Source organism: Nocardia sp. NPDC059229 (assembly GCF_042754165.1).
Classification (GTDB): Bacteria; Actinomycetota; Actinomycetes; order Mycobacteriales; family Mycobacteriaceae; genus Nocardia.
Genome location: NZ_JBHZAK010000023.1, coordinates 59,980 through 84,829, shown reverse-complemented (window position 1 = coordinate 84,829; position 24,850 = coordinate 59,980). Strand labels below are relative to the sequence as shown.

Here is a 24,850-nt window from a genome sequence, read left to right as displayed (position 1 = left end):
TTCTGGCCAGGCGACTGAGCTGTTAGCGTTCCGCATTGTGACGGCAGGTGCATCGGCGAGCGGACCGACCGGGCTGCGACCAGCGGCGAAGATCGACCCGGCGCCCGAAGTTGAACTCGACTTCCCGCGGGAGTGGATCGAATTCGTCGATCCAGCAAATGATGAGCATTTGATCGCGGCCGATCTGACCTGGCTGCTCTCGCGCTGGACCTGCGTCTTCGGCACTCCGGCGTGCCAGGGCATCATCGACGGCCGGGAGAACGACGGCTGCTGCTCGCACGGCGCGTTCCTCTCCGACGAGGAGGACGGCAAGAAGCTGCACCAGGCTGTGAAGATGCTCACACCCGAGGACTGGCAGCTGATGGACAAGGCCGTCGACGAGAAGGGCCGGGTCCGCAAGAAGCTGTATCTGGAAGAGGACGACCTCGACGACGAGCCCGCCCTGCGCACCCGGCGGGTGGACGGCGCCTGCATCTTCCTCAACCGGCCCGGCTTCGCCGAGGGCATCGGCTGCGCGCTGCACACCATGGCGCTGCGCAAGGGCCTGGAGCCGCTCACCGTGAAGCCGGAAGTGTGCTGGCAGCTGCCCATCCGCCGCACCCAGGAATGGGTGGACCGGCCGGACGGGGTGGAGATCCTGCGCACCGTGATCACCGAGTACGACCGCCGCGGCTGGGGGCCCGGTGGCCTGGATCTGAACTGGTACTGCACCGGTTCGCCGGATGCGCACGTCGGCACCCGCCCGGTGTGGGAGGCTTACGCGCCCGAGCTGATCGAGCTGATCGGCAAGCCCGCCTACGACGAGCTGGCGCAGCACTGCAAACGCCGTCAGGGCCTGGGCATCGTGGCCGTGCATCCGGCCACGGCCATCGCGGAGGAGAAGGCCGCCGAGGCCGCGAAGCGGGAGGCCGCGCCCGCGAAGAAGGCGGCCCGGAAGGCGAAGCCCGCGCAGCAATAGCGGAGAACTAGCCAGCAATTTTCTGAAATCACCAAATTTCACATTGCCGCTCCCTTACTGTGCGACGGACCCCTACCCACACGGGTCGCAGCACAGGAGTACGCATAGTGAGCAAAATCCCCTTGGGCGGCCGCCATCTCGGCATCGGTCTCGCCGGGCTGGCCATCGCGACGGGCGCAGTCACCGTTCTGGCCACACACGAAGCCCCCGCCGCCCACGCCTCGGTCGACTCGGTCTCCATCTCGGGATCGAACTGGACCGTCGGCACCAGCTACACCCTCAGCGCCAACCTCTCCGGCGCCTCGGTCGGCCTGCTCGTCTACTGGAGCGACAACGGCAGCAGCCTGACCCCGGTCGGCAAGGTCCCGTGGCCCCCCGGCCACGCCAGCCTCGACTGGACCCCCAAGACCCCCGGGCAGCACGTCATCACCTGCTCGCAGGGCAGCACCACCCAGACGCTGATCGTGAACGTCGGCGACGGCACCACCACCACGACCGTCCCGCCGACCACCACGACCACGGTCCCGCCGACCACCACTACGGTGCCACCGACCACGACCACCACGGTCCCGCCCACGACCACCACTGAACCGCCGACCACCACCACGGTTCCGCCGACGACCACCACCGAACCGCCCACCACCACAACGGTTCCCCCGACCACCACCACCGTGCCGCCGACCACCACGACCGAACCGCCCACCACCACAACGGTTCCGCCTACGACGACCACGGCACCACCGACCACCACCACCGAACCGCCCACCACCACGGTTCCCCCGACCACCACGACCACCCCCGGCGGCGGTGGCAGCGGTGGCACCGGCAGCGCCAACGGGCTGCCCTTCGGTCTCTGATCGAGACCAATTTCCCTGAAATCCAGGAGTTTTCATGAGAATCACCCCCATGGGGCGCAGCCTCGGCGCGGGTCTGGCCGGGCTGGCCATCGCGACCGGTGCGGTCACCGTCCTGACCACGCACGAGGCCCCGGCCGCGCACGCCAGCGTCGACTCGGTCTCCATCTCGGGGTCGAACTGGACCGTCGGCACGAGCTACACCCTCAGCGCCAACCTCTCCGGAGCGTCGATCGGCCTGCTCGTCTACTGGAGTGACAACGGCAGCAGCCTGACCCCGGTCGGCAAGGTCCCGTGGCCCCCCGGCCACGCCAGCCTGGACTGGACCCCGAGCACCCCGGGCCAGCACATCATCACGTGCTCGCAGGGCAGCACCACCCAGACCCTGATCGTGAACGTCGGCGACGGCACCACCACCACGACCGTGCCGCCGACCACCACGACCACGGTCCCGCCGACCACGACCACGACGGTGCCGCCCACCACAACCACGGTCCCGCCGACCACCACCACGACGGTGCCGCCCACCACGACCACCACGGTCCCGCCCACGACCACGGTCCCGCCGACCACCACGACGTCGCCGGGCAACGGCGGCGGCACCGGCAGCGCCAATGGCCTGCCCTTCGGGCTCTGATCCGATTCCCACCCCAAATTCCCTTGGGGCACACCATGAGAAGCACAGGAGTACCCATGCGCAGCAAACCTTCGAGCCGTGTGGTCGGGGCCGGGCTGGCCGGCGTCACCGTCGCGGCTGCCGCCGCGGTCGCGGTGGCCATGTCGCCGACCGCGAGCGCCACCGTCGACGTGATCACCATTTCCAGCGCCACGCCCACCGTCGGCGGCGACTACACCCTGCACGCGTCCCTGTCGGGCGCGTCGGTCGGCCTGCTCATCTACTGGAGCGACAACGGCGCCGGCCTGACTCCGGTCGGCAAGGTCCCGTGGCCGCCGGGTGAGGCCAGCCTGGACTGGTCGCCGTCCACCCCGGGCCAGCACATCATCACGGCCTCGCAGGGCAACAGCACCCAGACCCTGGTCGTGAATGTCGGCACCGGTTCCGGTGGCACAACCACGACCACGCCGCCGACCACGACCACCACCACGCCGCCCACCAGCAACCCCACCACCACCACGCCGGGCAGCGGCGGCACCGGCAGCAATGGCACGGGCAGCGCGAGCGGCAGCGCGGGCACCCTGGTCGGCGGACTGCTGCGCGGGCTGTTCGGCAGCAGCTAGCAACCACCCGATTCGGGTACGGCGTGACGGGTTTTCCGGTGGGGCCCGTCACGCCCACCAGGACCAAGCGGACGCTTGCTTGATTATTTTTTCGAAATAGCCACGCTTCACACATCCGGTCCCTTAGGGTGCGGAAGCCCGCACATCTCCCCCGTGGGGCAGCACAGGAGAGCAACACATGCGCAACACACCACCGAGAATCAGCGCGCGCCGAGCCGGCGTGGGGATCACCGGCTTCGCCGCTCTCGCCGCCGCGGCCGTGGTCGCGGCCCCCGCGTCCCTGGCCGCGGTCGACACGGTCAGCATCGACCAGACGAACCCGGTGGTCGACAAGGCGTACACCATCTCGGCCACCCTCAGCGGCGCCTCGATCGGCCTGCTCGTGTACTTCAGCGACAACGGCAACGAGATCGGCCCGCCCAAGATCCCGTCCCCGCCCGGACACGCCTCGATCAGCTGGCGGCCCACCACCAGCGGACAGCACGTCATCACCGCGTCCCAGGGCCCCAATAGCCAGTCGATCGTCGTGCAGGTGGCCGACGCACCGCTCGGCTCGGGCTCCAGCAGCACCGGCAGCGGCTTCGGGCCCGCCGGCCCGCTCGGCAGCGGCAGCAGTGGCACCACGCCGAACTAGCAAGCGAGACAGGACTTTCCGCATGAGCACCATTCGTGCATCGAAATCAGCCCGCCGGATCGGCGCGGGCGTCGCGGGTCTCGCGACCACCGCCGCCGTCGCCGTACTGGCCGCGCCGCAGGCCGCCGCCACGGTCGACTCGGTCGCCATCTCCGGCAGCGCCCCGTACACCATCAACACCGGCTACACCCTCACCGCCAACCTCAGCGGCGCGGGCATCGGCCTGCTCGTCTACTGGTCGGACAACGGCACCAGCCTCACCCCGGCCGGCAAGGTGCCGTGGCCGATCGGCTACTCCAGCATCGACTGGAAGCCCACCACCGCGGGCCAGCACATGATCACCGCCTCGCAGGGCGGCAACACCAAGACCATCATCGTGAACGTGACCGATCCGTCCCAGCCGGGCGGCGGCGGTGGCACCGGCGGTGGCGGCGGGACCGGCAGCGCGGGTTCGGCGCTGGGCGGCCTGCTCGGCGGGCTGACCGGCAGCGCCGGCTCGTAGCGCACCGGTTTCGTGCCCGCTGTCACATCGCGGCGGGCGCGCACGCCCCGACCCCGGTCCGCGTCGTTGTGTGACGCGATCGCAGGTATCCGGGAGGTGAACAACCGGTGCGGCCGGGCGACAAACGAATCAGGCTGCGCAGAAGTATATTTCGCATCCCCTCCGGTCCGATGACCTCGGGATGTGAATAGCCCGAAGTATGCGCGACATCGTTCCGCTATTGCGAATTCACCGGAGCGTGTTAGACATCCTGGCCATGATCAAGAAAACTCTCGCCGTCACTGCGCTGGCCGCAGGCGCCGTTCTCGCCATCGCGCCGCAGGCGTTCGCCGACAACGCCGACCCCAATGCGTACAGCGATCGCACCGCCGACTTCGTCGCGTACAACGATCCCGCCGTCCTGGGCGCCAAGGATGCCGGCAAGCAGATCATCGTCAGCCCGTACGGCACCAGCCACACCATCGCGTGCAAGGGCAATGGCGCCGACGTGCCGTGGTACGGCTGCATGCAGCAGGACAACCCGGGCCTGGGCTGGATCATTCTGGACCAGCAGGACCTGCCGGGCCTCGGCCCCGCGTGGGTCGACAGCATGAAGAACGACCCCAACGCCTGAGCACCGAAGACTGCCGGGGGGCCGCACGAAGGACTTGGTCGGGAGTAAGCCGAACCCGCCCGCTTCGCGAATGCGAAGCGGGCGGGTTCTTTGTCGTCCGGGTGGGCTACGCCTCGAGCTTGTAGCCCAGGCCGCGCACGGTGACCAGGTGTTCCGGCTTGGCCGGGTCGGCCTCGATCTTCGAGCGCAGGCGCTTGACGTGCACGTCGAGGGTCTTGGTGTCGCCGACGTAGTCGGCGCCCCAGACGCGGTCGATGAGCTGTCCGCGGGTGAGCACGCGACCCGAATTGCGCAGCAGGTATTCGAGCAGGTCGAACTCCTTGAGCGGCAGGGTCACCGCCTTGCCGTTCACCTGGACGGTGTGGCGGTCCACGTCCATGCGCACCGGGCCGGCCTCCAGCACGCTGGTCTCGCTGCCGTTGTCGGGTTCCTCGCCGGCGCCGCGGCGCAGTACGGCCCGGATGCGGGCGATCAGCTCGCGCGAGGAGTAGGGCTTGGTGACGTAGTCGTCGGCGCCCAGTTCCAGGCCGACCACCTTGTCGATCTCGCTGTCGCGCGCGGTCACCATGATCACCGGGACACTGCCGCGAGCGCGCAGTTGCTTGCACACGTCGGTGCCGCTCATGCCGGGGAGCATGAGATCGAGCAGGACGATGTCCGCGCCGGAACGGTCGAACTCGGCCAGGGCGGCCGGGCCGTCACCCACCACGGTGACCTCGAACCCCTCCTTGCGCAGCAGGAACGCGAGCGGATCGGCCAGCGACTCCTCGTCCTCGACGATCAGCACACTCGTCATCGGGTTGCCTCCACACCGTTGGTTCTGGCCCGCCCGAGGGGGCGCGAGCCGTTTTCCTTCTTGGCCACCGGAACACCGGTGGCAAGTCTCTTGTCGACCTGCCCGTTGGAATCGGCAGGGTGGGCCGGGATACGCAGGGTGAACGTCGATCCGGTGCCCAGTTTGCTCCACAGGGTGATCTCACCGTTGTGGTTGGCGGCCACATGCTTGACGATAGCCAGCCCGAGGCCGGTACCGCCGGTGGCACGCGAGCGCGCCTTGTCGGCCCGGAAGAAACGCTCGAAGACGCGCTCCTGGTCCTCCTTGGAGATGCCGATGCCGCGATCGGTGACCGCGATATTGACGTAGCCGCCGCGCAGCGCCCGGCTCACCGACACATGCGAGCCGCGCGGGGAGTAGGCGATGGCGTTCTCGACCAGGTTGGACAGGGCGGTTACCAGCAGGGTCTGGTCGCCGAGCACCTCGAGGCCGCTGGTGGCGTCGGTGGAGACGGTGATGCCCGCGGCCTCGGCCACGTTGCGGGAGCGCTCGATGGCCTGGGTGACGACGGTGTCGACGTCGACGGCTTCCAGTTCCGGCAGCCGTTCCGCGCCCTGCAGGCGGGACAGTGCGATGAGCTCGGTCACCATCTTGCCCATGCGGCGGGCCTCGCCGTGCAGGCGTTCCCCGAAGTGCCGCACCGAGTCCGGATCGTCGGCGGATTCCAGCAAAGCCTCGGCCAACAGGCTCATGGCGCCGACCGGGGTCTTGAGCTCATGGCTCACATTGGCGACGAAGTCGCGGCGGGTGGCCTCCATGCGGGCCTGCTCGGAGTCGTCGTCCGCGAACAGGACCACGAAGTTCGTGTTCTCCTGCGAGAGCGGCCGAGCAACCCCTCGGACAGCGAGGCGGGCGCGGCCCGGCATGGGGATCTTGGCGGTGAGTTCGAAATCGACATCCTGGCCGCCGGCCAGCACCTGTTCCACCGCGGCCCAGGCGCGCTCGTCGAGCAGGCGGTCGTGGACGACGCCCAGCTCCTCGGCGCGCGGGTTCACCAGCACCACGTCCCGGTACTGGTCCACCACGGCGATGCCGGACTCGGAGGCGAGCACGATCAGGTCCAGGACCTGGGACATGGTCAGCCCGGTGTCGGTGGCGGCGCGCAGGCGCTCCTGGCGAGCGTTCACATACGGAATGAGCAGTCCTCCGACGGCCAGTCCGACTACGGCCGCCAGGACTGCCAAAAGCACGGCCTGTGGAACGCTCACACTTTGAATCGTACGGTCGCCGACGCGGGGTCAAACCCCGGGTGCTGGAAGTTTCACGCAGGTCATGGGCACTTCCATCCTCGTTAGCCCGGCGTTTACGCAATGTTCGGCCAGCGTGTCTCGACCGCTGAGCGCCCTTGCGGCAACCACTTTCGCGATCGCGGATCAGTCCTCGGCGTCGCCGTAGAGGGCGGTGCGGACGGTGTCTCCGTGGCGGTCCGCCCACTCCCCCAGCGCGAAGATGGGGATGAGCAGATCCGCGCCCGCCGGAGTCAGCGAATACTCCACGCGCGGTGGGGCTTCCGCGTATCGGCGACGTTCCAGCAATCCCATCCGCTCCATGCGCCGCAGCGTCTGGGTGAGCATCTTCTGACTGATGCCGCCGATCGCCCGCCGCAACTCCACCGGCCGCATCGGGCCCTCGCGAAGTGTGTAAACGATCACAGTCAGCCACGAATTGCCGAACACGTCCACGGCCAGCCGCGCGGGGCAATCGGATTCGAGCCCGCCGTACTCCGCGAATTCCACCGGTTCGATGATCTCGGCCGTCATGAATCCAGCCTGCCACCGCCATTGGGCACCCGGGGGTGCGCATCGGAATCCCTAGCGTCGATTTCGCAAGCCAGACCAAGGAGTTCACATGCGAATCGGAATCATCGGAGCCGGACAGATGGCCCGCGCCCTCGGCGGCGGCTGGGCCGCGGCCGGACACGAAATCGCGCTCGGTGCACGCACTTCGGCCCGCGCCGACGAGGCAGTCGCTGCCATCGGCCACGGCGCACGAGCCACCACCATCACCGACGCCGCTCGCTTCGGCGACATCACACTGCTCGCCGTCCCGGTCGACGCCCTCGCCGAGGTGCTCGCCGCGGCGAACTCGGAGGACGCGACGGGGTTGGGTGCGGCGGACGGAGCTGACGGACGGCGTGCCCTGGCGGGCCGCACACTGATCGACTGCACGAATGCCTTCGCGCCCGACAGCGGAGGGTTCACCCTCTCCGAACCCGCTGTCGCCGAACGAATCGCGGCCACCGTGCCCGGAGCCCGTGTGGTGAAGGCGTTCAATCTGCTTGCGGCCGAGGTCTGGGCGGGCCCGCACCGCGAGTTCGAGGGCCGCCCCCTGACCGTTCCGATGTGCGGCGACGACCCGAACGCCATGGCGACGGTGGCCGCCCTGGCCACGGACCTGAAGCTGCATCCGGTCCACGCGGGCGGCCTCGCCCAGGCCCGATACCTCGAAGCGACTTCGGCTTTCGTCGTCGGCCTCTGGTTCGCGGGCCACGATGCCCGAGCCCTGTTCCCGCCCTTGGAGTCCGCCTTCGCCGTTGCCGATTAGGCCGGTGGGCTTGCGGGGAACCGGAGAGTGAGTGTACGGTCACTCACATGAACAGGCGCGGGATCGCACTCTCGACTTCGGACATTCGGCGGGAAGCCGTGCTGGACGCGGCCATCACCGAATTCGCCAAGACCGGATTCCATGGGACCCCGATCAACACCGTCGCCGCGACGGCCGGGATTTCCCCCGCGTACGTGTTCAAACTGTTCCCCAGCAAGGTGGAGTTGTTCGTCGCCGCGCTGGACCGGTGTTTCGAGCGGGTCGAGGGGGCGCTGGCCACCGGAGCCGCCCGGACACCGGGCGGCGATCCGGAGCGGGTGCTGCACGAAATGGGCGGGGCCTACGCCGAATTGATCGCGGACAAGAGCTTGCTCATGCTGCAGGTGCACGCCCTGTCCGCGGCTGATACGCCCGATATCGCCGCGGCCCTGCGCCGCGGCCTGCAGCGCATTACCGACTTCGCCGAAACCCGTTCCGGCGCAACGGGTGAGCAGGTGCAGCACTTCATGGCCTACGGACAGCTGTGCCACCTGATCACCACCCTCGGCCTGGACGCCGGCGAGGGCGCCTGGGCCGCCACCCTGACCGCGGGAATCCGTCACTTCAACTGACCTTCACACGCCCTCCGACGAGGGCGTTTTCTTTCAACCATAGAGTGATTGACCAATCACACACCTGAGAGGGACAAATCGATGTCGAACATCATCGCCACCGAGGTAGTGCTGCCGGGACGCGTCGAGCCGGCGGGCCTGACCGTCACCGACCGCGCATTGCCGCCGCCGGGCACCGGCGAGGCGCTGGTCCGCATGGAGGCGACGGGCGTGTCCTTCGCCGAACAGCAGATGCGACGCGGCAAATACTATGACCAGCCGGCGTTTCCATTCGTGCCCGGCTACGACATCGTCGGCGAGGTGATCGCGGTCGGAGCCGGGGTCGATCCGGCCCTCGTCGGCCGCCGGGTCGCGGCGCTGACCAAGATCGGCGGCTGGAGCAGTCACCTCACGGTGCCCGCGGGCGATCTGGTGCCGGTACCCGACGGGCTGGCGGCGGACGCGGCGGAGACCTTCGTCGTCAATGGCATCACCGCCTGGCAGATGCTGCACCGGAAGGCGAAGGCCCGTGCGGGGCAGACGATTCTGGTGCACGGGGCGAACGGGGGCGTCGGCTCGACACTGGTGCAGCTGGCGCGCGCCGCCGGAATCCGGGTGATCGGAACGGCGTCGGCACGCAATGCCGACGCGGTGGCCGCGCTCGGCGCACTGCCGGTGGACTATCGCGGGGACGTGGCGGCCCAGGTACGGGCGCTCGCGCCGAACGGGGTGAACGCCGTCTTCGATCATGTCGGCGGTCCCGGCATCGTGGACTCCTTCGCATTGCTGGCGCCCGGCGGCACCCTCGTCTCCTACGGCAGCGCGGCCACCAAGGACGAGGAGGGCGATTCCCGGCTGCCGGTGCTGAAGCTGTTCGCCCGGCTGCTGTGGTGGAACGCGCTGCCCAACGGGCGGAATGCGTCCTTCTACAACATCTGGGCCGGACGCCGACGGCTCGCCCGGTTCCGTGCCCAGCTCGCCGCGGACCTCGGCGCGGTGCTCGATCTCGCCGAGCGCGGCGTGCTGCACCCCCAGATCGCGGCCCGAATCCCGTTGCGGGAGGCCGCACGGGCGCTCACCCTCGCCGAATCCGGCACCGTCACCGGCAAAGTCGTCATCGTCGGCGAAGCCTGAACCTCCGCACCGATGCGGGCGAAAAGCAAAACCCCGGGTGTGCACGCCGTTGTGCACACCCGGGGCTTCGATCCCGGAAGGACGGATTCACCAGCCGGTGTTACCGCGGACCGGGATGTTCACGAAGCTCGGACGGTCGGGGTCGAGCTGGAGGTGTTCGGGCTTCAGACCGGTGTCGATGAGCATCGGCAGGATGGGCAGGCCCTTGGGGAAGTTGCCGGCGAAGACGTCGACGCGCAGGCGGTGGCCCGGCTGCAGGACGGCCTGGGTGCCGCCGAGGGCGATGTCGAGGGTGGTGGCCTCGCCGGGGACGGTCTCCTCGCGCTTGTCCAGGGAGGTGAAGGCGCGCGGGTCGGTGTAGTCGCCGTTGGCGGAGCGGGTGCTGTCGGCCTCGTCGACCTGGCGCAGCGAGGCCATGAGCTCGCCGGAGGTCAGCACGGTCGACTGGCCGTCGGGGGCGACGTCGTTGACGGTGACGGTCCAGTAGCCGTCGGCGGCGTCCTGAACGGTGTTGAGGTGCACCGCGATCGGGCCCGAGACGGTGGTGGCCTCGGCCACCGGCGCGCTGGTGAAGGTGAGCGCGTTGGTCTCGGCGATGCGGGAGTCCTTGGCGCAGGCGTCGACCAGGTTCAGGATGCCCGCGCTGGCCTGGGCCGCGTCATTGGAGCAGACGGTGGACAGGCCGGGCGCGACGGTGAGCCGATCGGTGTCGCCATTGGCGTCCGCGGTGAGCGAGCCGTCGTAGACGCTGTTCGCGGTGCCGGAGCGCTGCGACGAGAGGTACATGCGGCGGTAGTCGGCGGCCTCGGAAACCGGTGCGGTGGGCCCGAATCCGCCCTGGGTGGTCCAGCCGCCACCCTGCTGTTTCAGGGTCACCGGGCCGTATTGATCGATGCCGTTGTCGATGCCCTTGAGCCACTTGTCGAACCAGGCGCGCTGCAGCACGTCCAGGCGCGGCGGCGCCCCGACCCGGTTGACATCCGCACCCGAGGTGACGTGGTAGGTGTTGCCCATCAGCAGCTGCTTCTGGCCGGGCGGCAGCGGAATCTGGTTGTAGATCTTGGATTCCGAGTAGGTGAACAGGTCGTGCCAGCCGCCGGTCACGAAGGTCGGCACCTGGATCTTGGCCGGGTCGCCCAGCCACTCCTGGCGTTCCTGGCTGAAGCCGTTGAGCATGTCCTTGACGCGCGGGTCGATGCTGTTCATGTCCGTGCTGGTGTAGGCCGACATGAGCACGTCGAGGTAGCCGAACGGATCGTTGACGCGGTCCTGCAGCCATTCGAAGTCGAAGGCGCCGTTGGCGATCGAGGCCAGGTCCGGCACCCACTTGAGGCCGTTGATGGCGCTAAGCCACAGCGGAATGAAGTTGAAGCCGAAGCCGCCGCCGGGCGCGAGCACGTCGTCGATGAGGTCGCTGCCGGGCACGATGGGGAAGATGGCCTTCAGCGCGGGCGGCTGCTTCTCGGCGGCCTGCACCTGGTTGATGGCCGAGTAGGACAGGCCGTTCATACCGATGCGGCCATTGCTGAAGCCCTGTTTGGACGCCCAGTCGATGACCTCGACGGTGTCCTGCTGTTCGCGGCCGCGCAGCATGTCCCACTCGCCCTGCGAGAAGCCGGTGCCGCGCACGTCCACGACGACCTGCGTGTACCCGGACCTGATGAGCTGGCGGTCGACGGAGAAGTTGCGGAGTTCGCCGTTGCCCGCCGCGTTCAGCAGTTCACCGAAGCCGGTGAGCGGAGTGCCGTCGAGGTGGATGTTGCGGAAGACGTCGAGGAGCGCGTCGGACAGGCCGGGGATGGAGAAGGCGCTGTCGGCGACGTTCGACACCAGCTTGGTGTAGGGCGTCATATTGACGACGGTCGGCGTCGGGGCGTCGATGGGCCGACCCGCGGCGTCGGCCGGGTGGTAGACATTGGCCTTCAGGACGGTGCCGTCACTCATGGCGATCGGGACGTCCCAGTCGATGAAGACGTTGGGGTACTGCTGCTGCCCGTCCTCGGTGGTGGTCCATTCGGCGCCCGCGGCACCGCCGTCGGGGCCGGTGGGGATGGCGGCATCGGCGGTGATGCCGGCAACAGGCAGGAGCAGAGCGGCCGCGGCGGCCGAGACCGTGGCCCGTAGCGCGTGCTTCATCGAACGTGATCTACCTCTCGCAAATGGTCGAACGCCCAGCAGCATATCTACTGCGAAGTAAGTTGCAAACCCCGGTTACAGACACCGATTTGAACTGGCAACGCTTCGGCAAATTCTTTTGCGAGACAGGGAAATACCCTACGGTCACGTAGTGAGACGCGGATCACAGTAGTGGATACGGCATTCCGATCGAGGCTTCGACGCGAAAACTTCACCGGAAATGAAAAACGCGCTGTGACCGGATAATTCGGTCACAGCGCGAGTTTCGTTTCGAATTACTTGCCGCCCTGGCCGGCCACGGCGGCGGCGCCCGCCGCAGCGGCCTCGGGGTCGAGGTATTCGCCCTTGCCGATCGGCCGCAGGTTCTCGTCCAGCTCGTACTTGAGCGGGATACCGGTGGGGATGTTCAGCTCGGAAATCTCCTCGTCCGAGATGTTCTCCAGGTGCTTCACCAGGGCGCGCAGCGAATTACCGTGCGCGGCAACGAGAACCGTCTTGCCCGAGCGCACATCGGCCGCGATGGTGTCCTCCCAGTAGGGAACCATGCGGGCCACGACGTCCTTGAGGCACTCGGTGCGCGGCACCTCGATGCCGGCGTAGCGCGGGTCGCCGTCCTGGCTGTACTCGCTGTCCACCTCGATCGGCGGCGGCGGAGTGTCGTAGCTGCGGCGCCACAGCATGAACTGGTCGTTGCCGTACTGCTCCTTGATCTCCGCCTTGTTCTTGCCCTGCAGCGCGCCGTAGTGGCGCTCGTTCAGGCGCCAGTCGCGGACCACCGGAATCCAGTGCCGGTCGCAGGCGTCGAGGGCATTGTTGGCGGTGCTGATGGCACGGCGCAGCAGCGAGGTGTAGACGATATCCGGCAGAATCCCGTGCTCGGCGAGCAATTCACCGGCACGCTTGCCTTCCGCGACACCCTTGTCGGTGAGACGAACATCCACCCAACCGGTGAACAGGTTCAGGGCATTCCATTCGCTCTCGCCGTGGCGCAGCAACACGAGGGTGTACGTCATGAGGTCATCCTCCCACGCGGGGTTTCACCTGCAGTCGCGGCCCCGAACGCGAGAATCGCGGCACCCTGCAGGGTGGCCTGATCGGTCAATTCGGACGGCACCACGCGCAGTCCGCGCAGGAACTTCAGCCGCGCGTGCGCCGCGGCGGCGGTCCGCAGCGGACCCCACAGCGGTTCGCCGGATTGCGCGAAGCCGCCCCCGATGACCACCAGATCGGTATCGAGCAAGGCGGCGGCCGAGGCGACAGCCGTCCCGATCGCGGTGCCCGCGCGCTGGAGGGCGGCCACCGCGATCGGCTCCCCCGCGTGGGCCGCGGCCGCGAGCTCCACCCCGGTCGTTCCGGTCCACCCCTGCCGCCGCGCCCAGCGCACCGAGGATTTGCCACTCGCCACGGCTTCCACACACCCGAATCCACCACACGCGCAGGGCTCGTCCTGACCGGGCACCACAATATGACCGACGTGCCCGGCATTTCCGGTGCGTCCCATGACAACCCGGTTATCGGAGATGATGCCGCCACCGATTCCCGAGGAAACGGTCATGGCGAGCACATTCGCCACCCCGCGCGCAGCCCCGAACCGCTGCTCGGCCAGCACCAGGCACACACCGTCGATGGCGAACCGAATCTCGGCCTCCGGAAACAGTTTCCGCACCGCATCCACGATCGGAAATCCCTCGGCCCACTCCGGAATATTGAGCGGCCCGCAAACTCCGGCACCCACATCCACCGGCCCGGCCGACCCGATACCGACCGCACTCACTCGCGCATCCCCGACGACCTCGGTCAGCAATTCTCGGCAGGCTTCCCACACCTCGGACTCCGGCACGGCGATCCGTCGGGGCTCTCCCACCGCCCCGGCCGAATCGACCAGCGCCGCCGCGAATTTCGTCGCTCCGATATCCAGTGCCAGCGCCGTCATCCGCAGCCGCCTTCCTTACGCTCCCGTACCGATAGCCCGGCCGATTGTCGCGCGCCGCTGCCGTCTCCGTACGCCAAGGCGGCAACTGATTTCGTAACGGTCGGGGTAACTCGTCGGGGACGCCCAGAATCGGTTCGGTACCCAACCGCCGGCACGCGTCGCCGAACGCCGACGGCTCTCAGCCGGGCTGAAGATTCGGGGAGGCGGGACAGCTACGGCTTGTCCGCAGAATCCACGAGGTGTTCGAAGGCGCGGAGGTTCTTCAGCGATTCGCCGCGGGCGACCCGCCATTTCCATTCCTTGCGAATGGATTCGGCGAAGCCGAGTTCGAGGAGGGTGTTGAAGTCGGCGTCGACGGCCTCGAGGATCTGGCCGAGCCAGCGGTCGAGTTCGTCGGGGGTGACGCGGTCGTTGGACATGCGGCCGACCAGGTAGATGTCGCCGACGCGGTCGATGGTGTAGGCCACGCCGTAGAGGCGGCGGTTGCGACGGAGCAGGAATTTGTAGACGCCCTCGAAGTTCTCGTCGGGCTTGCGGCAGACGAAGGACTCCATGCGGACGCCGTGCTTGCCGACGCTGACGCCGATGACGGTCTTGAGCTTGCGTTCACCGGGGAGCACCACCACGAACAGGTCGGGGGCGTCGCGGGTGTACTCGATCTCACGTTCGCGCAGCGTCTCGTCGATGAGTTGGGCGGTGGCACGGGCGGTTTCGTCGTTCAGGCCGCCGGTGCTGGCATGCGGGCGAGGCGTCCACTCTTCGGTGCGGTCGGCCTCGCTCATCTGCGTACTGCTCCCATCCGACGCCGCCACAGCGCCAGCGATCTCGCGTGATTGCTGTCGGTGTGCAGGTTACCGCTGTGCGGCCGGACGGCCGGCGCCTGGGCGAGCGCGGCGGCATAGCTGTCGAGCAGCGCCTCGGCCGTGTGCGCCCAGGAGAAGTTGGCGGCGTGCCCGACCGCGGCCCGGCCCATGTCCTCGAGCTTGCCCGGATCGTCGAGCAGCGAATGCAGGGCAGCGGCCCAGTCGCCGGTCTGGTGGCCGGGGACCAGCAGGCCGGAGACGCCGTCGTGGACGGCGGTGCTCAGCCCACCCACATCGGCGGCGAGCACGGGGGTCCCGCTGGCCTGCGCCTCGATGGCGACCAGGCCGAAGGATTCGTTGTAGCTGGGCACGGCCACCAGGTCGGCGGCACGGTAGACCTGCACCAGCCGGTGCGCGGGCTGGGGCGGCAGGAAGGTGACCCGGTCCGAAATGCCCAGGGCCGCAGCCAGTTCGATCAGGGCCTCGGGCTTCTTCAGTCCGCTGCCGGACGGGCCGCCCACGATCACCACGCGCAGCGGGCGGTGCGGCGGGGTCGGCAGGGCGGCCTCCTCGGCCAGCACCTGGGCGGCCGCGCGCACCAGCACGTCGGGGGCCTTGAGCGGCTGGATGCGCCCGATGAAGGCGACGATGCGCTCGTGCGCGGGCAGGCCGAGTTCGCGGCGGGCGGCGAGCTTGTCGCCGGGCTGGTAGCGGGTCAGGTCGGCGCCGGGCAGGGCCACATCGATGTGGTCGGGGTCCGCGCCGTACAGCTCGATCAGCTGCCGGGCCTCGTCGGCGGTATTGGCGACCAGCCGGTCGGCCTCGGCGACGATCTGCTTCTCACCGATCTCACGGACCGCGGGCTCGGGGCTGTCGCCCTCGGCGAGGTAGGCGTTCTTGACCGCGGCCAGGGTGTGGGCGGTGTGCACCATGGGCACCCGCCAGCGGTCGCGGGCCAGCCAGCCGACCTGGCCGGAGAGCCAGTAGTGCGAGTGGATGAGGTCGTAGTGGCCGGGCAGATTGCGGGCCTCGGTGCGCAGCACCTCGGCGGCGAAGGGGCACAGCTGGGTGGGCAGATCGTGCTTGTCGAGCCCTTCGAAGGGCCCGGCGGCCACCGTGCGGACCAGCACGCCCGGCGCGGCCTCGACCACCGGTTCGTCATTGGAGGAGGTGGCCCGGGTGAAGATCTCGACCTCGGTGCCGCGACGGGCCAGTTCGATGGCGGTCTGCAGCACGTAGACGTTCATGCCGCCCGCGTCGCCGGTCCCGGGCTGGGCGAGTGGTGAGGTATGCACCGATAGCACGGCAATCCGATTGGGCCGTAGGTCCAGGCGCTGACTCACCACTCCAGTGTGCACGGGGGTAGTAACACCCCATGCACGGGTTACCTTCCCAAGTGAGGTCGGTCACAACTCGCGTGAACCGCCCGAGGGCTCCGCCCCCGAACTCCCGCGACGCGCGATTACCCCAGCGCCTCAACGAAATTGGTGATCTCCGTCACGAACCGGCTGGGATCCTCGATGAAGAGGCCGTGCTGCGCGCCCTCCCAGTAGGAGGTCCGCACGTCCGGCGCGGTGCCGGCGATGTAGCGGCCGTTCTCGATCGGCACGACCGGGTCGGCGGTGCCGTGCAGCACCAGCACCGGCACGTCCAGGCCGCGCAGGGTCTCGGTGTTGTCGACGGTGCGGTAGAACAGGGCCTTGCGCACCCGGGGCAGAGTGGCGATGCTGCCGCCGAACAGGCGCTGGGCGTCCACGCCCTTGTCGCGGCCGGGCCCGGTATTGGCACTGCCGAAGGCTTCGAATCCGCGGATGGCCTTGCCCGCGCTCTCGTCGAAGACGTCGGGGATGGCCTTGCTCATGCCCGGACCGGTCTCCGCGCCCTGGACGCCGCGGCCGATATTGGCCTGTGAACCGGTGTAGACGACGCCCGCGATCGCGCCGGTCCCGTACGCGGTCAGGTAGTCGGACAGCACGATGCCGCCGTAGGACCAGCCCAGCAGGATCGCGCCGGAGGAGATGTCCTCGGCGGCGAGCACCGCGGCGATATCGGCCGCCCAGTTCTTCGGGTCGTCGTATCCGGTCTCGGGGGCGTCGGAGTAGCCGTGGCCGCGCAGGTCGACGGCGATCACCCGGAATTGCTCGGCGAGCAGGTCGGCGGCCTGCCCCCAGCAGCGCAGGTTTCCGGACCAGCCGTGCAGGAGCACGAGCGGCCGGGCCCCCTCCGGACCGGTCACCCGGTAAACGATGGTCGTGCCGTCCGCGCTTGCTACTTCCCGAATCGCCATAGGAGTGAGGCTAACCACCCGCGACGCACCGGCGACACGCCCTGCCTAAGCTCAGGGACATGAGCACTCGTACCGCTGTGGTGACCGGAGCCAGTTCGGGTATCGGCGAGGCAACCGCCCGCGAACTCGCCAAGCAGGGGTACCACGTGTACGTCGGCGCCCGCCGGGTCGATCGGCTGGAGCAGCTGGCCGCGGAGATCGGCGGGACCGCGCTGCCGCTGGACGTGACCGACGAGGAGTCGGTGCGCGCCTTCACCGAGGCCGTCGAGCGCTGTGATGTGCTGGTCAACAATGCCGGCGGCGCGAAGGGCCTGGCCCCGGTGCTCGAGGCGGATCTGGACGACTGGCGCTGGATGTGGGAGACCAATGTGCTGGGCACGCTGCGGCTCACGAAGTCGTTGCTGCCCAAGCTGATCGCCTCCGGTGACGGCCTGATCGTCACCATCACCTCGGTGGCCGCGTTCTCCACCTACGACAACGGCTCCGGCTACACCTCGGCCAAGCACGCGCAGGCGGTGCTGCACCGGACGCTGCGGGGCGAGCTGCTGGGTCAGCCGGTGCGGCTGACCGAGATCGCGCCGGGCGCGGTGGAGACCGAATTCTCGCTGGTGCGTTTCGGTGGCGACGCCGAGCGCGCGGCGAGTGTGTACCAGGGCATCGATCCGCTGGTCGCGCAGGACATCGCGGAGATCGTGGGCTTCGTGGCCTCGCGCCCGCCGCACGTCAATCTGGACACCATTGTCGTCAAGCCGCGCGATCAGGCCGAGGCGGGACGTTTCGCCCGCCGCTCGTGAAGTCGCCTCTGCAGGGGTAGGTCAAATGGTGTTGTGCCGCAATGTAGTTCACCTCACATGATCTGAATCATAGATTTTTCAAAACCGAAATACCGGCACTGCTAGCGTCGCCCGCAACCGAGGGCTGCTTGGAGTGAACATGGTGAGATCACGAATCGAGGCGGTCGGGTCCTATCTGCCCGACACCGAGATATCGACCGCGGAGTTGCTGGCCCAGCTGGCCATCGACTCCCCCATCGACCTGGAGCGCATCAGCGGCGTGCGGCACCGCCGCCGCTGCGCCGAGAACGAGGATTCCCTGAGCGTCGCCCTGGCCGCGGCGCGGACCGCACTGGACAATTCATCCTATGACGCTGCCGATCTGGATATCGTCATCTCCTGCTCCATCACCCGCATTCGCGACGGCGAATTCTGTGTGGAGCCGTCCTTCGCACTCATGATCCGCAATGAACTCGGCGCGACCGGGGCCATCCACTTCGACGTCTCCAATGCCTGCGCGGGCATGATGAGCGGAGTTCTCGTGCTGGATCGCATGATTCGTGCGGGCATGGTGAAACGCGGGCTGGTGGTTTCCGGGGAGTACATCACGCCCATCTCCGACACCGCCGTGCGTGAGATGTCCGAGAAATACGATCCGCAATTCGCCTCGCTGACCGTCGGCGACGGTGCGGCCGCCGTCATTCTGGACAGCGAGGGCAGCGCCGACGAGGGCATCGACTACATCGAACTCAATACCAGCGCCGGTTTCGCACAGTTGTGCCTGGGCATGCCCAGCGATCGCAGTTCCGGCATCGCGCTGTACACCGACAACCGGGCGATGCACAATGAATCCCGTTATCTGCTCTGGACCACCCGGCAGCGGGATTTCCTGCGCGAGAACGACAGCAGTTTCGCGGCGGAGGGCTACGACCACGTGATCCATCATCAATTCAGCGCACCCGCGGTGGAATTGGTATCGAAGATCGCCGAACGCGAATTCGACGCCCCGGTGCCGCCCGCGCTCATGGTCCTGGACCGCTATGGCAACACCGCATCCACCTCGCATTTCGTGGTGTTACACGACGCGCTCAAACAACAGCGGATAGCGTCCGGGGCAAAAGTACTGATGGTGCCCGCGGCTTCCGGCGTCGTGGCCGGGTTTCTGTCGGTGACGCTCGGCGACCTTCGGGTGTGATGCAGCATGGGAATCGTCATTTCTTCCGTAACCACCGAAATCGGCGGCGGCAGCTCCATCGAGCAGGCGGCGGCCGCGGCGCGCCGGGCCATCGCGGAGGCCGGCGCCACGCCGGAGCAGATCGACGCGCTGATCAATACCGGCGTCTATCGCGACTCGAACATGGTGGAACCCGCCATGTCCGCGCTGATTCAACAGCAGGCCGGCATCGGGCTGGAGTATCGCAGCGGCGATGTGCCGTGCCTGTCCTTCGACCTGATGAACGGCGCCTGCGGCATGCTCAATGCCATCCAGGTCAGCCAGGCGCTGCTGGAGGCCCCGACCGTGCACCGGGTGCTGCTGGTCTCCGGTGACGCGCATCCGTCGAAATCCCCCGAACCGCAGCCGGGCTTCCCGATCAAGCCGGTGGGCGCGGCCATGCTGCTGGAAAAGCGGCCGGGCACAGCCGGATTCGGGGCGCTGCACATCAGCGCCACCGACGGGCGGCCCGCCGCGGAGGGCTTCGTGCGGCTGTCGGAGATGGGCTCGACCGGCCGGTCCTCGATCACCGTGAACCGCACCGGCGATGCGGAAGAGCTACTGCACCACGCGGTTTCGGCAGCGTCCGAGGCGCTCGACGTGGCCGACGCTCCCCCCGCGCGGACGGTGCTCATCTGCGGGCGGCCCACCGCCGGATTCCCCGCACTACTGGCCGAGCGCCTGGGCATCGCGCCGGAGGCGGTCAGCGCCGACGACACCGAGCACTCCGCCTCCCCGCGCTTCGACGCGCACACCTCGGCACTCCCGGTGGCGTATCTGGCGGCCCGCGACAGCGGCAAGCTCGATCGGGCCGACGTAGCCTTGTTCGTGGCCGCCGGGGCCGGGCCGTCGGCCGCGGCCATCGCCTACCGCCTGCCGAAACCGTAAGCCGGGGCGAGGAATCCGCCGGGAGGGGCCATGAACGAACTGTGGGTGATAGTGCCCGCCTACAACGAGGAGCACGGCATCGCCGGCACGCTGTCCGCCCTGGCCGGGCAGCGGGACAGCGACTTCACGCTGCTGGTGGTGGACAACAACTCCACCGACGCCACCGTCAAGGTGGTGCGCGATTTCGCGGACACCCATCAGGGGCTGCGTGTCGAGGTGATCACCGAGCTGCGCAAGGGCACCGGCGCGGCCGCCGACACCGGCATGCGGCACGCCATCGCGGCCGGTGCGACCCGGCTGGCCCGCACCGACGCCGACTGCCTGCCCGCCCCCGACTGGACCGCGCGCATCCGGGCCGCCTTCGACTCGGGGCTGCGGCTGATCAGCGGGCAGCTGATCCCGCGCACCGACGAGGGCGTGCGGCTGCGTGATCGCACCATCATCCTGGTCGCGCTGGAGGTGGCCTCCCTGTTCGGGAAATTCCGGCCCGGCAACCGCGATCCGCGCTACCTGGGCCCGTATGTCATGACGCCCGGCTGCAATATGGCCATCACCGCCGAACTGTACGAGGCCGCGGGCGGATTCCCGCGCACCGCCATCGAGGAGCTGCACGAGGATCGGGCGCTGGTGAACGCCGTGCGCACGCTCACCACCGACTACGGGCTGCGCCGGGACGTGCGGGTGTACGGCTCCAACCGGCGCGTGCGAGCCTGGGGTGTGCGCAAGACTCTCGCCTGGTACGCCGACCACCGCTACAAACCGGAGCTGGTGGACATCCGGTGAGGGCTGGATACCCCTCGGCGGGTGAGGATTTCACCGCGCTGCTCCGCGAGCAGGTGCTGCGCACCCCCGACGCGCCCGCGCTGGGCATGATCGGCGAACCGCCGCTCAGCTTCGCCGAACTCGACGCCCGCGTCCGGCTGGTCGTGAAACGCCTGCACGGCAAGGGCTTCCGGCCCGGCGACCGCATGCTGTTCTCCATCCGGCCCTGCGTGGACGCCGTGGTCATGGTGTTCGGGACCATCGCGGCGGGTGGCACCATCGTGTTCGTGGACCCGGGCGTCGGGCCCGAATTGTTCGCGCGCCGCATCGAATTGGTGCAGCCGAGCTGGGCCGCGACGGAATCGCTGCTGTACCTGCTGAGCGGGCCGCTGCGCGGGTTCGGCCGCCGGCTCGGCCTGTCGCTGCCGGACTTCGGGCAGCTGCCGGTGCGGCACATCCGCTGCGGGCCGTGGCTACCGGGCTCGCCGCGCGGGGCCCTCCCGCTGCGGCAGCTGGTGGGTTCCGAGCCCGGTTGGCAGGGTCCCGCGACCACATCGACCTTCGACGCGCCCGTCGAGGACCCCGACGCCGAGGCGCTCATCGTCTTCACCTCCGGCACCACCGCCGACCCGAAAGCCGTTGTGCACACCCGCGGTTCGCTGGGCGCGGGCCTGGCGGCCATGGCGGGCTGCACCAGCCTCATGCCCGGTTCGCACCTGCACACCGAACAGCTGATGATGGGGCTGCCCGCGGTGCTGGAGGGCGCGCGCTGGTCCATGCCGAGGTACCCGCGCTTCGGCACCCACATCGACCCGATCGGCTTCGCGCGCACCCTCGACACGGCGACGCACGCCTTCTTCACCCCCGCCGACCTGGCGGTGGTGCTGGACGCCATCGAGGCCGGGCGACTGGTCGCGCCGGTGCACCTGGAGGAGATCTCGCTGGGCGGCGCGCCGGTCACCACCGCGCTACTGCGCCGCGCCCGCGCCGCCCTCCCGGACACCGAATTGCTGGCCGTCTACGGCATGACCGAGATCCTGCCGGTGGCCATCACCTCCGGCACGGACAAGCTGGCCTTCGAGGGATCCGGTGACCCGCTCGGCCCGCCGGTCGAGGGCGTGGACGCGCGTCTGGCCGACGACGGCGAGCTCATCCTCTCCGGCCCCAATCTGTGCCGCGGCTACCTCGGGGAACCACCGCTGAAAGAGATCGCCACCGGCGACCTCGCCCGCTTCGAGGGCGGCACCCTGGTGCTCATGGGCCGCAAGAAGGACATGATGATCCGCGGCAAGACCAATATCTATCCGGGCCTGTACGAACCGGCCATCGCGGGCGTCGAGGGCGTGCGGCAGGCCATCATGGTCGGCATTCCCGACGAGATCGGCGATGAGCGCATCGTGCTGGCCGTGGTGCCGGACCCGGACGCCTCCGATATCGAGGACCGGCTACGCCGCGAATTACCGTCCCTGATCGATGTTTCCGCGCTGCCGGACGACATCGTGCTGGTCGCGGAGATCCCGGTCGGCGGGCGCACCAGCAAGCCCGACCGGGCCGCGCTACGCGCCCGGCTGGCGCAGCGGCTCGGCTGAGGGATCCGGGCGCTCGCGCAACGCGGTCAGCATCGCGTCCGCGAAATCCGCCGCCCGCCGCTCGGACAGGACCGGTTCCGCGTAGCAGAACCCGAGGCGCATTTCCCCGTGCGCGGTCGCGACCGCCACCGTCAGGACGCTCACACAGGAATTCGACGCGGCCAGCGTCAGCCCCGAAAGCCGCCATGCCCCGGCCGTTTCCGGCAATTCGACCCGCCCCAGATTGGTGACCGACACATTCCACGGCGCCCGCCGATCCACCAGGTCCGCCAGACGCCGGCCGGATTCCAGCGCCCGCGGCGTCCCGAATCGCATGCCCGCCACCGTCGCCAGATGCCGCCGCTGCCGCACCCCGCGCTCGAGTTGGCGCTTCACCGACCGGGCCGCGGTCCACAGCGAAACTCCGAACGGCACGAATCCGACCAGCACCGGCGCATAGATGCCCAGCTCATCGCCGGCCGGACGCGGGGAGAGCAATTCCCGGAAATCCACGGGCGACGCGATCCCGGCGATTCCTCTCCCCCCGGAATTCGAGGCGCCGACCGCGGACGCCGCGGCGGCGGCCAGTGCCCCGTGCACGGTGACTCCGGCGCGCCGGCAGTCGGTTACCAACGCCGCCAGCGCTTCCCGATCGAGCACCCGGTGCACGACCCTGGTTCGCCGCTCCGGTAGCGCCGCCCGCGCACCGGCCACGCGCTGCGGCCGCTGCCCGAGCGCCGCCACCTGATCGAACAGCGTCGTATACGCCCACCGCCACCACCCCCGCGCCCCAGCGGGAATCAGATCATCCGCGGCCGGAACCTCCGCACGCTCTGCCACCCCGGCACTCGCCCCCGCCGCGTGCCCGATCAGCTTCTGCAGCAACGCCATCAGCGACCGGCCGTCCACGATGATGTGCGAGATCGTGAGCACGACGTCATGGAACTCGCCCGCGGTCCCCGCCCCGACCGCGATATCGACCATGCGCGCCAACCCCTTCGCGGTATCGAAGGGATCAGCCATCGCGGCATCGATTTCCCGCACCCACGCCTCGGAATCGTGCGACTCCATGCGCCGCACCGGAATTCCCGGCTCGGCCAACTCCCGGAACCACGGATCCCGGCCCGCCTCGTCCACCACCCCTACCCGCAACAGCGGATACTCCGCCACCAGCGCCGCGGCCGCCTCCTCCAGCCGCCGCGCCGAAACCCGCCCGTGAACCCGCACGCGCCCAGTGCAATTCGACGGCGAGATCCGGTCGATGATCCAGAACCACCGCTCCGAAGGACTCAGGGCGCGCATGTCGCGGAAGGGTTTTCAGCGGCCGCCGACGGGCTGGGGCGGGAGCGGGGTGGCCGAGATCTGGTTCTTCGGCTCGCCCTGTAGCGCCGAGAGGCCCTTCCAGGTCTCCCAGTCGATGGTCCAGTCGTAGATGTCGCCGTCCGCCGCGGAGAGCTGGATGCGGGTGCCGGTGACCTCGACCGGGTCGCCGTAGAGGGCGGTCGGGAAGTAGGCCTGGGCGTCGGTCGGGTTGAGGTTGATGCAGCCGTTGGTGACGTTCGAATTGCCCTGGGCGGACACCGATTCCGGATTGGCGTGAATGAACTCGCCATTGTTGGAGATGCGCACGGCCCACCGTTCCCGCACGTTCGTGTAGAACGGCGGGTTGGACATCATGAAGTCCTCGTACTTCTCGGTCACCACGTGGATGCCGGAGCGGGTGACATTGCGGTCCTGGTTGCCTTCGCCGTAGCTGCAGGCGAAGTCGAAGACGGTCTGCCCGTCGCGCACCACCTGGACGCGGTGGGTGGGGGCGGCGGCCTTCACGATCTGGGCGCGGCCGATACGGAAGTCGGAGGTCAGGTCGGAGTCGCCGAACAGCCCGCTGCCCATGTCCAGGCCGTACAGCTTGGCGCCGACGTGCACGGTGGTGCCCGGCTGCCAGTACTCGCGGGGCCGCCAGTGCACCCGGGAGCCGCCGTTTTCGTCCTGCAGCCACGCCCACGAGCCCTCGGTCTCCGGGGTGGCGGTGACGACGAGCGCCTTCTCGACCGCGGCCTTGTTCTCGACGTGCCCCTTGAACTGGAGCATGATCGGCGCCGCGATGCCGACCTCCTGGCCGTCACCGATATTGATGGTGGCGGGCGCGGTGTTCTTGGGGCTGATGGTGGTGAACTTGCCGTCGATGGCCACCGGCTTGTTGTCGGTGCCGATGGCGGTGCCGGACCAGGTGTAGGTGGCGCCGTAGCCGAGCGGTTCGTTCACCGTGAATTTGCTGTGAGTGGCATCGAAGGTGCCGGTTACCTGCTTGCCATTGGAATTGGTCAGCGCCAGCTGATCGATGCGGCCATTGCTGACCGTCGCCGACACCGCGGTGGTCGGGTTCACATTGTCGGTGCCGCCACCCGGCTCCAGCTTGACGGACGCGACCGGAGCGGCCGGCTGCGCGGGGCCGCCACCACCCTTGTTCGACGACGAACACGCCGCCGCGATCACTGCCGTCGACGCCACCAGAGCGGCCCGCATGGCCGCCCGGCGGGACAGTCCTCGATTACTCACTTGCTCGACCCTACCCCCGCAAACC

Annotated in this window: 26 protein-coding genes; 15 read left to right on the top strand and 11 right to left on the bottom strand. The window is 68.8% G+C overall.

From position 1 onward, the window contains the following. The first annotated feature begins 37 nt into the window (after positions 1-37). From ACFXHE_RS36545 to ACFXHE_RS36515, 7 genes are all read left to right on the top strand, one after another. On the top strand, positions 38-958 hold the full coding sequence (locus ACFXHE_RS36545) for a hypothetical protein (protein WP_379389229.1): 921 nt from the start codon (positions 38-40) through the stop codon (positions 956-958). A gap of 107 nt (positions 959-1,065) precedes the next feature. Continuing rightward, entirely contained in the window at positions 1,066-1,815 is a 750-nt protein-coding gene (locus ACFXHE_RS36540) for a hypothetical protein (RefSeq protein WP_379389228.1), read from the top strand. Between the two features lie 34 nt (positions 1,816-1,849). Beyond that, complete coding sequence (locus ACFXHE_RS36535; RefSeq protein ID WP_379389227.1) at positions 1,850-2,449, top strand: hypothetical protein; 600 nt, start codon at positions 1,850-1,852, stop codon at positions 2,447-2,449. 56 nt (positions 2,450-2,505) lie between these two features. Then, complete coding sequence (locus ACFXHE_RS36530) at positions 2,506-3,051, top strand: hypothetical protein (RefSeq protein WP_379389226.1); 546 nt, start codon at positions 2,506-2,508, stop codon at positions 3,049-3,051. Between the two features lie 178 nt (positions 3,052-3,229). After that, positions 3,230-3,685, top strand: a complete 456-nt coding sequence (locus ACFXHE_RS36525) for an Ig-like domain-containing protein (protein ID WP_379389225.1) — start codon at positions 3,230-3,232, stop codon at positions 3,683-3,685. Between the two features lie 22 nt (positions 3,686-3,707). Beyond that, entirely contained in the window at positions 3,708-4,187 is a 480-nt protein-coding gene (locus ACFXHE_RS36520; protein WP_379389224.1) for a hypothetical protein, read from the top strand. A 256-nt stretch (positions 4,188-4,443) separates the two neighbouring features. Continuing rightward, positions 4,444-4,800, top strand: a complete 357-nt coding sequence (locus ACFXHE_RS36515) for a hypothetical protein (RefSeq protein WP_379389223.1) — start codon at positions 4,444-4,446, stop codon at positions 4,798-4,800. A 106-nt stretch (positions 4,801-4,906) separates the two neighbouring features. Here the strand turns inward: ACFXHE_RS36515 and ACFXHE_RS36510 are convergent, their stop codons facing one another. The 3 genes from ACFXHE_RS36510 to ACFXHE_RS36500 all read right to left on the bottom strand — a co-directional run bounded on the left by ACFXHE_RS36510 (position 4,907) and on the right by ACFXHE_RS36500 (position 7,395). After that, positions 4,907-5,596 (bottom strand): response regulator transcription factor, encoded by a 690-nt coding sequence (locus ACFXHE_RS36510; protein WP_154790977.1) that lies wholly within the window; start codon positions 5,594-5,596, stop codon positions 4,907-4,909. After that, entirely contained in the window at positions 5,593-6,843 is a 1,251-nt protein-coding gene (locus ACFXHE_RS36505) for a sensor histidine kinase (protein ID WP_379389222.1), read from the bottom strand. The genes ACFXHE_RS36510 and ACFXHE_RS36505 overlap by 4 nt, the downstream gene beginning before the upstream one ends. A gap of 165 nt (positions 6,844-7,008) precedes the next feature. Further along, on the bottom strand, positions 7,009-7,395 hold the full coding sequence (locus tag ACFXHE_RS36500; RefSeq protein ID WP_364620212.1) for a helix-turn-helix domain-containing protein: 387 nt from the start codon (positions 7,393-7,395) through the stop codon (positions 7,009-7,011). Between the two features lie 88 nt (positions 7,396-7,483). On the opposite strand from ACFXHE_RS36500, the gene ACFXHE_RS36495 reads away from it, so the two are divergent. The 3 genes from ACFXHE_RS36495 to ACFXHE_RS36485 all read left to right on the top strand — a co-directional run bounded on the left by ACFXHE_RS36495 (position 7,484) and on the right by ACFXHE_RS36485 (position 9,903). After that, complete coding sequence (locus tag ACFXHE_RS36495) at positions 7,484-8,179, top strand: NADPH-dependent F420 reductase (RefSeq protein WP_379389221.1); 696 nt, start codon at positions 7,484-7,486, stop codon at positions 8,177-8,179. Positions 8,180-8,226: 47 nt separating this feature from the next. Further along, on the top strand, positions 8,227-8,790 hold the full coding sequence (locus ACFXHE_RS36490) for a TetR/AcrR family transcriptional regulator (protein ID WP_379389220.1): 564 nt from the start codon (positions 8,227-8,229) through the stop codon (positions 8,788-8,790). A gap of 81 nt (positions 8,791-8,871) precedes the next feature. Continuing rightward, positions 8,872-9,903, top strand: a complete 1,032-nt coding sequence (locus tag ACFXHE_RS36485; protein WP_379389219.1) for a medium chain dehydrogenase/reductase family protein — start codon at positions 8,872-8,874, stop codon at positions 9,901-9,903. 87 nt (positions 9,904-9,990) lie between these two features. Here the strand turns inward: ACFXHE_RS36485 and ACFXHE_RS36480 are convergent, their stop codons facing one another. The 6 genes from ACFXHE_RS36480 to ACFXHE_RS36455 all read right to left on the bottom strand — a co-directional run bounded on the left by ACFXHE_RS36480 (position 9,991) and on the right by ACFXHE_RS36455 (position 17,062). Beyond that, positions 9,991-12,039: a CocE/NonD family hydrolase gene (locus tag ACFXHE_RS36480; RefSeq protein ID WP_379389218.1), complete on the bottom strand. Its 2,049-nt coding sequence runs from the start codon at positions 12,037-12,039 to the stop codon at positions 9,991-9,993. A 275-nt stretch (positions 12,040-12,314) separates the two neighbouring features. Next, the gene (locus ACFXHE_RS36475; RefSeq protein WP_354846955.1) at positions 12,315-13,052 is read right to left on the bottom strand and encodes a phosphoglyceromutase; all 738 of its coding nucleotides are present in this window, start codon (positions 13,050-13,052) and stop codon (positions 12,315-12,317) included. After that, positions 13,049-13,972 carry an ROK family protein gene (locus tag ACFXHE_RS36470; protein WP_379389217.1) on the bottom strand — a complete coding sequence of 308 codons (924 nt, stop codon included), beginning with the start codon at positions 13,970-13,972 and terminating at the stop codon, positions 13,049-13,051. The genes ACFXHE_RS36475 and ACFXHE_RS36470 overlap by 4 nt, the downstream gene beginning before the upstream one ends. Before the next feature lie 212 nt (positions 13,973-14,184). Next, on the bottom strand, positions 14,185-14,754 hold the full coding sequence (locus ACFXHE_RS36465) for a YbjN domain-containing protein (RefSeq protein ID WP_379389216.1): 570 nt from the start codon (positions 14,752-14,754) through the stop codon (positions 14,185-14,187). Then, a complete protein-coding gene (mshA, locus tag ACFXHE_RS36460; RefSeq protein ID WP_379389215.1) occupies positions 14,751-16,118 on the bottom strand; it encodes a D-inositol-3-phosphate glycosyltransferase in 1,368 nt (455 codons plus the stop codon). The genes ACFXHE_RS36465 and mshA overlap by 4 nt, the downstream gene beginning before the upstream one ends. Positions 16,119-16,237: 119 nt before the next feature. After that, positions 16,238-17,062 (bottom strand): alpha/beta fold hydrolase, encoded by an 825-nt coding sequence (locus ACFXHE_RS36455; protein WP_379389214.1) that lies wholly within the window; start codon positions 17,060-17,062, stop codon positions 16,238-16,240. Positions 17,063-17,121: 59 nt separating this feature from the next. On the opposite strand from ACFXHE_RS36455, the gene ACFXHE_RS36450 reads away from it, so the two are divergent. The 5 genes from ACFXHE_RS36450 to ACFXHE_RS36430 all read left to right on the top strand — a co-directional run bounded on the left by ACFXHE_RS36450 (position 17,122) and on the right by ACFXHE_RS36430 (position 22,287). Further along, positions 17,122-17,856: an SDR family NAD(P)-dependent oxidoreductase gene (locus tag ACFXHE_RS36450; RefSeq protein WP_379389213.1), complete on the top strand. Its 735-nt coding sequence runs from the start codon at positions 17,122-17,124 to the stop codon at positions 17,854-17,856. 139 nt (positions 17,857-17,995) lie between these two features. After that, positions 17,996-19,030 (top strand): 3-oxoacyl-ACP synthase III family protein, encoded by a 1,035-nt coding sequence (locus ACFXHE_RS36445; protein ID WP_379389212.1) that lies wholly within the window; start codon positions 17,996-17,998, stop codon positions 19,028-19,030. Between the two features lie 6 nt (positions 19,031-19,036). Further along, positions 19,037-19,936 carry a hypothetical protein gene (locus tag ACFXHE_RS36440; protein ID WP_379389211.1) on the top strand — a complete coding sequence of 300 codons (900 nt, stop codon included), beginning with the start codon at positions 19,037-19,039 and terminating at the stop codon, positions 19,934-19,936. Positions 19,937-19,966: 30 nt separating this feature from the next. Next, positions 19,967-20,719 carry a glycosyltransferase gene (locus ACFXHE_RS36435; protein ID WP_379389210.1) on the top strand — a complete coding sequence of 251 codons (753 nt, stop codon included), beginning with the start codon at positions 19,967-19,969 and terminating at the stop codon, positions 20,717-20,719. Beyond that, the gene (locus ACFXHE_RS36430; protein WP_379389209.1) at positions 20,716-22,287 is read left to right on the top strand and encodes a class I adenylate-forming enzyme family protein; all 1,572 of its coding nucleotides are present in this window, start codon (positions 20,716-20,718) and stop codon (positions 22,285-22,287) included. Before ACFXHE_RS36435 ends, ACFXHE_RS36430 begins: the two co-directional genes overlap by 4 nt. On the opposite strand, the gene ACFXHE_RS36425 is transcribed toward ACFXHE_RS36430, so the two are convergent. Then, positions 22,255-23,493: a hypothetical protein gene (locus tag ACFXHE_RS36425; RefSeq protein ID WP_379389208.1), complete on the bottom strand. Its 1,239-nt coding sequence runs from the start codon at positions 23,491-23,493 to the stop codon at positions 22,255-22,257. The two genes, ACFXHE_RS36430 and ACFXHE_RS36425, sit on opposite strands and share 33 nt — an antisense overlap. A gap of 90 nt (positions 23,494-23,583) precedes the next feature. Further along, positions 23,584-24,792 carry an Ig-like domain-containing protein gene (locus ACFXHE_RS36420; RefSeq protein WP_379389267.1) on the bottom strand — a complete coding sequence of 403 codons (1,209 nt, stop codon included), beginning with the start codon at positions 24,790-24,792 and terminating at the stop codon, positions 23,584-23,586. Between the last annotated feature and the right edge of the window lie 58 nt (positions 24,793-24,850).

Bases quoted from the DNA above. Each gene is read 5' to 3' on its own strand.
- ACFXHE_RS36535 (WP_379389227.1), top strand. From the start codon at position 1,850: ATGAGAATCACCCCCATGGGGCGCAGCCTCGGCGCGGGTCTGGCCGGG.
- ACFXHE_RS36530 (WP_379389226.1), top strand. From the start codon at position 2,506: ATGCGCAGCAAACCTTCGAGCCGTGTGGTCGGGGCCGGGCTGGCCGGC.
- ACFXHE_RS36525 (WP_379389225.1), top strand. From the start codon at position 3,230: ATGCGCAACACACCACCGAGAATCAGCGCGCGCCGAGCCGGCGTGGGG.
- ACFXHE_RS36520 (WP_379389224.1), top strand. From the start codon at position 3,708: ATGAGCACCATTCGTGCATCGAAATCAGCCCGCCGGATCGGCGCGGGC.
- ACFXHE_RS36515 (WP_379389223.1), top strand. From the start codon at position 4,444: ATGATCAAGAAAACTCTCGCCGTCACTGCGCTGGCCGCAGGCGCCGTT.
- ACFXHE_RS36510 (WP_154790977.1), bottom strand. From the start codon at position 5,596: ATGACGAGTGTGCTGATCGTCGAGGACGAGGAGTCGCTGGCCGATCCG.
- ACFXHE_RS36500 (WP_364620212.1), bottom strand. From the start codon at position 7,395: ATGACGGCCGAGATCATCGAACCGGTGGAATTCGCGGAGTACGGCGGG.
- ACFXHE_RS36495 (WP_379389221.1), top strand. From the start codon at position 7,484: ATGCGAATCGGAATCATCGGAGCCGGACAGATGGCCCGCGCCCTCGGC.
- ACFXHE_RS36490 (WP_379389220.1), top strand. From the start codon at position 8,227: ATGAACAGGCGCGGGATCGCACTCTCGACTTCGGACATTCGGCGGGAA.
- ACFXHE_RS36485 (WP_379389219.1), top strand. From the start codon at position 8,872: ATGTCGAACATCATCGCCACCGAGGTAGTGCTGCCGGGACGCGTCGAG.
- ACFXHE_RS36480 (WP_379389218.1), bottom strand. From the start codon at position 12,039: ATGAAGCACGCGCTACGGGCCACGGTCTCGGCCGCCGCGGCCGCTCTG.
- ACFXHE_RS36475 (WP_354846955.1), bottom strand. From the start codon at position 13,052: ATGACGTACACCCTCGTGTTGCTGCGCCACGGCGAGAGCGAATGGAAT.
- ACFXHE_RS36470 (WP_379389217.1), bottom strand. From the start codon at position 13,972: ATGACGGCGCTGGCACTGGATATCGGAGCGACGAAATTCGCGGCGGCG.
- ACFXHE_RS36465 (WP_379389216.1), bottom strand. From the start codon at position 14,754: ATGAGCGAGGCCGACCGCACCGAAGAGTGGACGCCTCGCCCGCATGCC.
- ACFXHE_RS36455 (WP_379389214.1), bottom strand. From the start codon at position 17,062: ATGGCGATTCGGGAAGTAGCAAGCGCGGACGGCACGACCATCGTTTAC.
- ACFXHE_RS36450 (WP_379389213.1), top strand. From the start codon at position 17,122: ATGAGCACTCGTACCGCTGTGGTGACCGGAGCCAGTTCGGGTATCGGC.
- ACFXHE_RS36445 (WP_379389212.1), top strand. From the start codon at position 17,996: ATGGTGAGATCACGAATCGAGGCGGTCGGGTCCTATCTGCCCGACACC.
- ACFXHE_RS36440 (WP_379389211.1), top strand. From the start codon at position 19,037: ATGGGAATCGTCATTTCTTCCGTAACCACCGAAATCGGCGGCGGCAGC.
- ACFXHE_RS36435 (WP_379389210.1), top strand. From the start codon at position 19,967: ATGAACGAACTGTGGGTGATAGTGCCCGCCTACAACGAGGAGCACGGC.
- ACFXHE_RS36420 (WP_379389267.1), bottom strand. From the start codon at position 24,792: ATGCGGGCCGCTCTGGTGGCGTCGACGGCAGTGATCGCGGCGGCGTGT.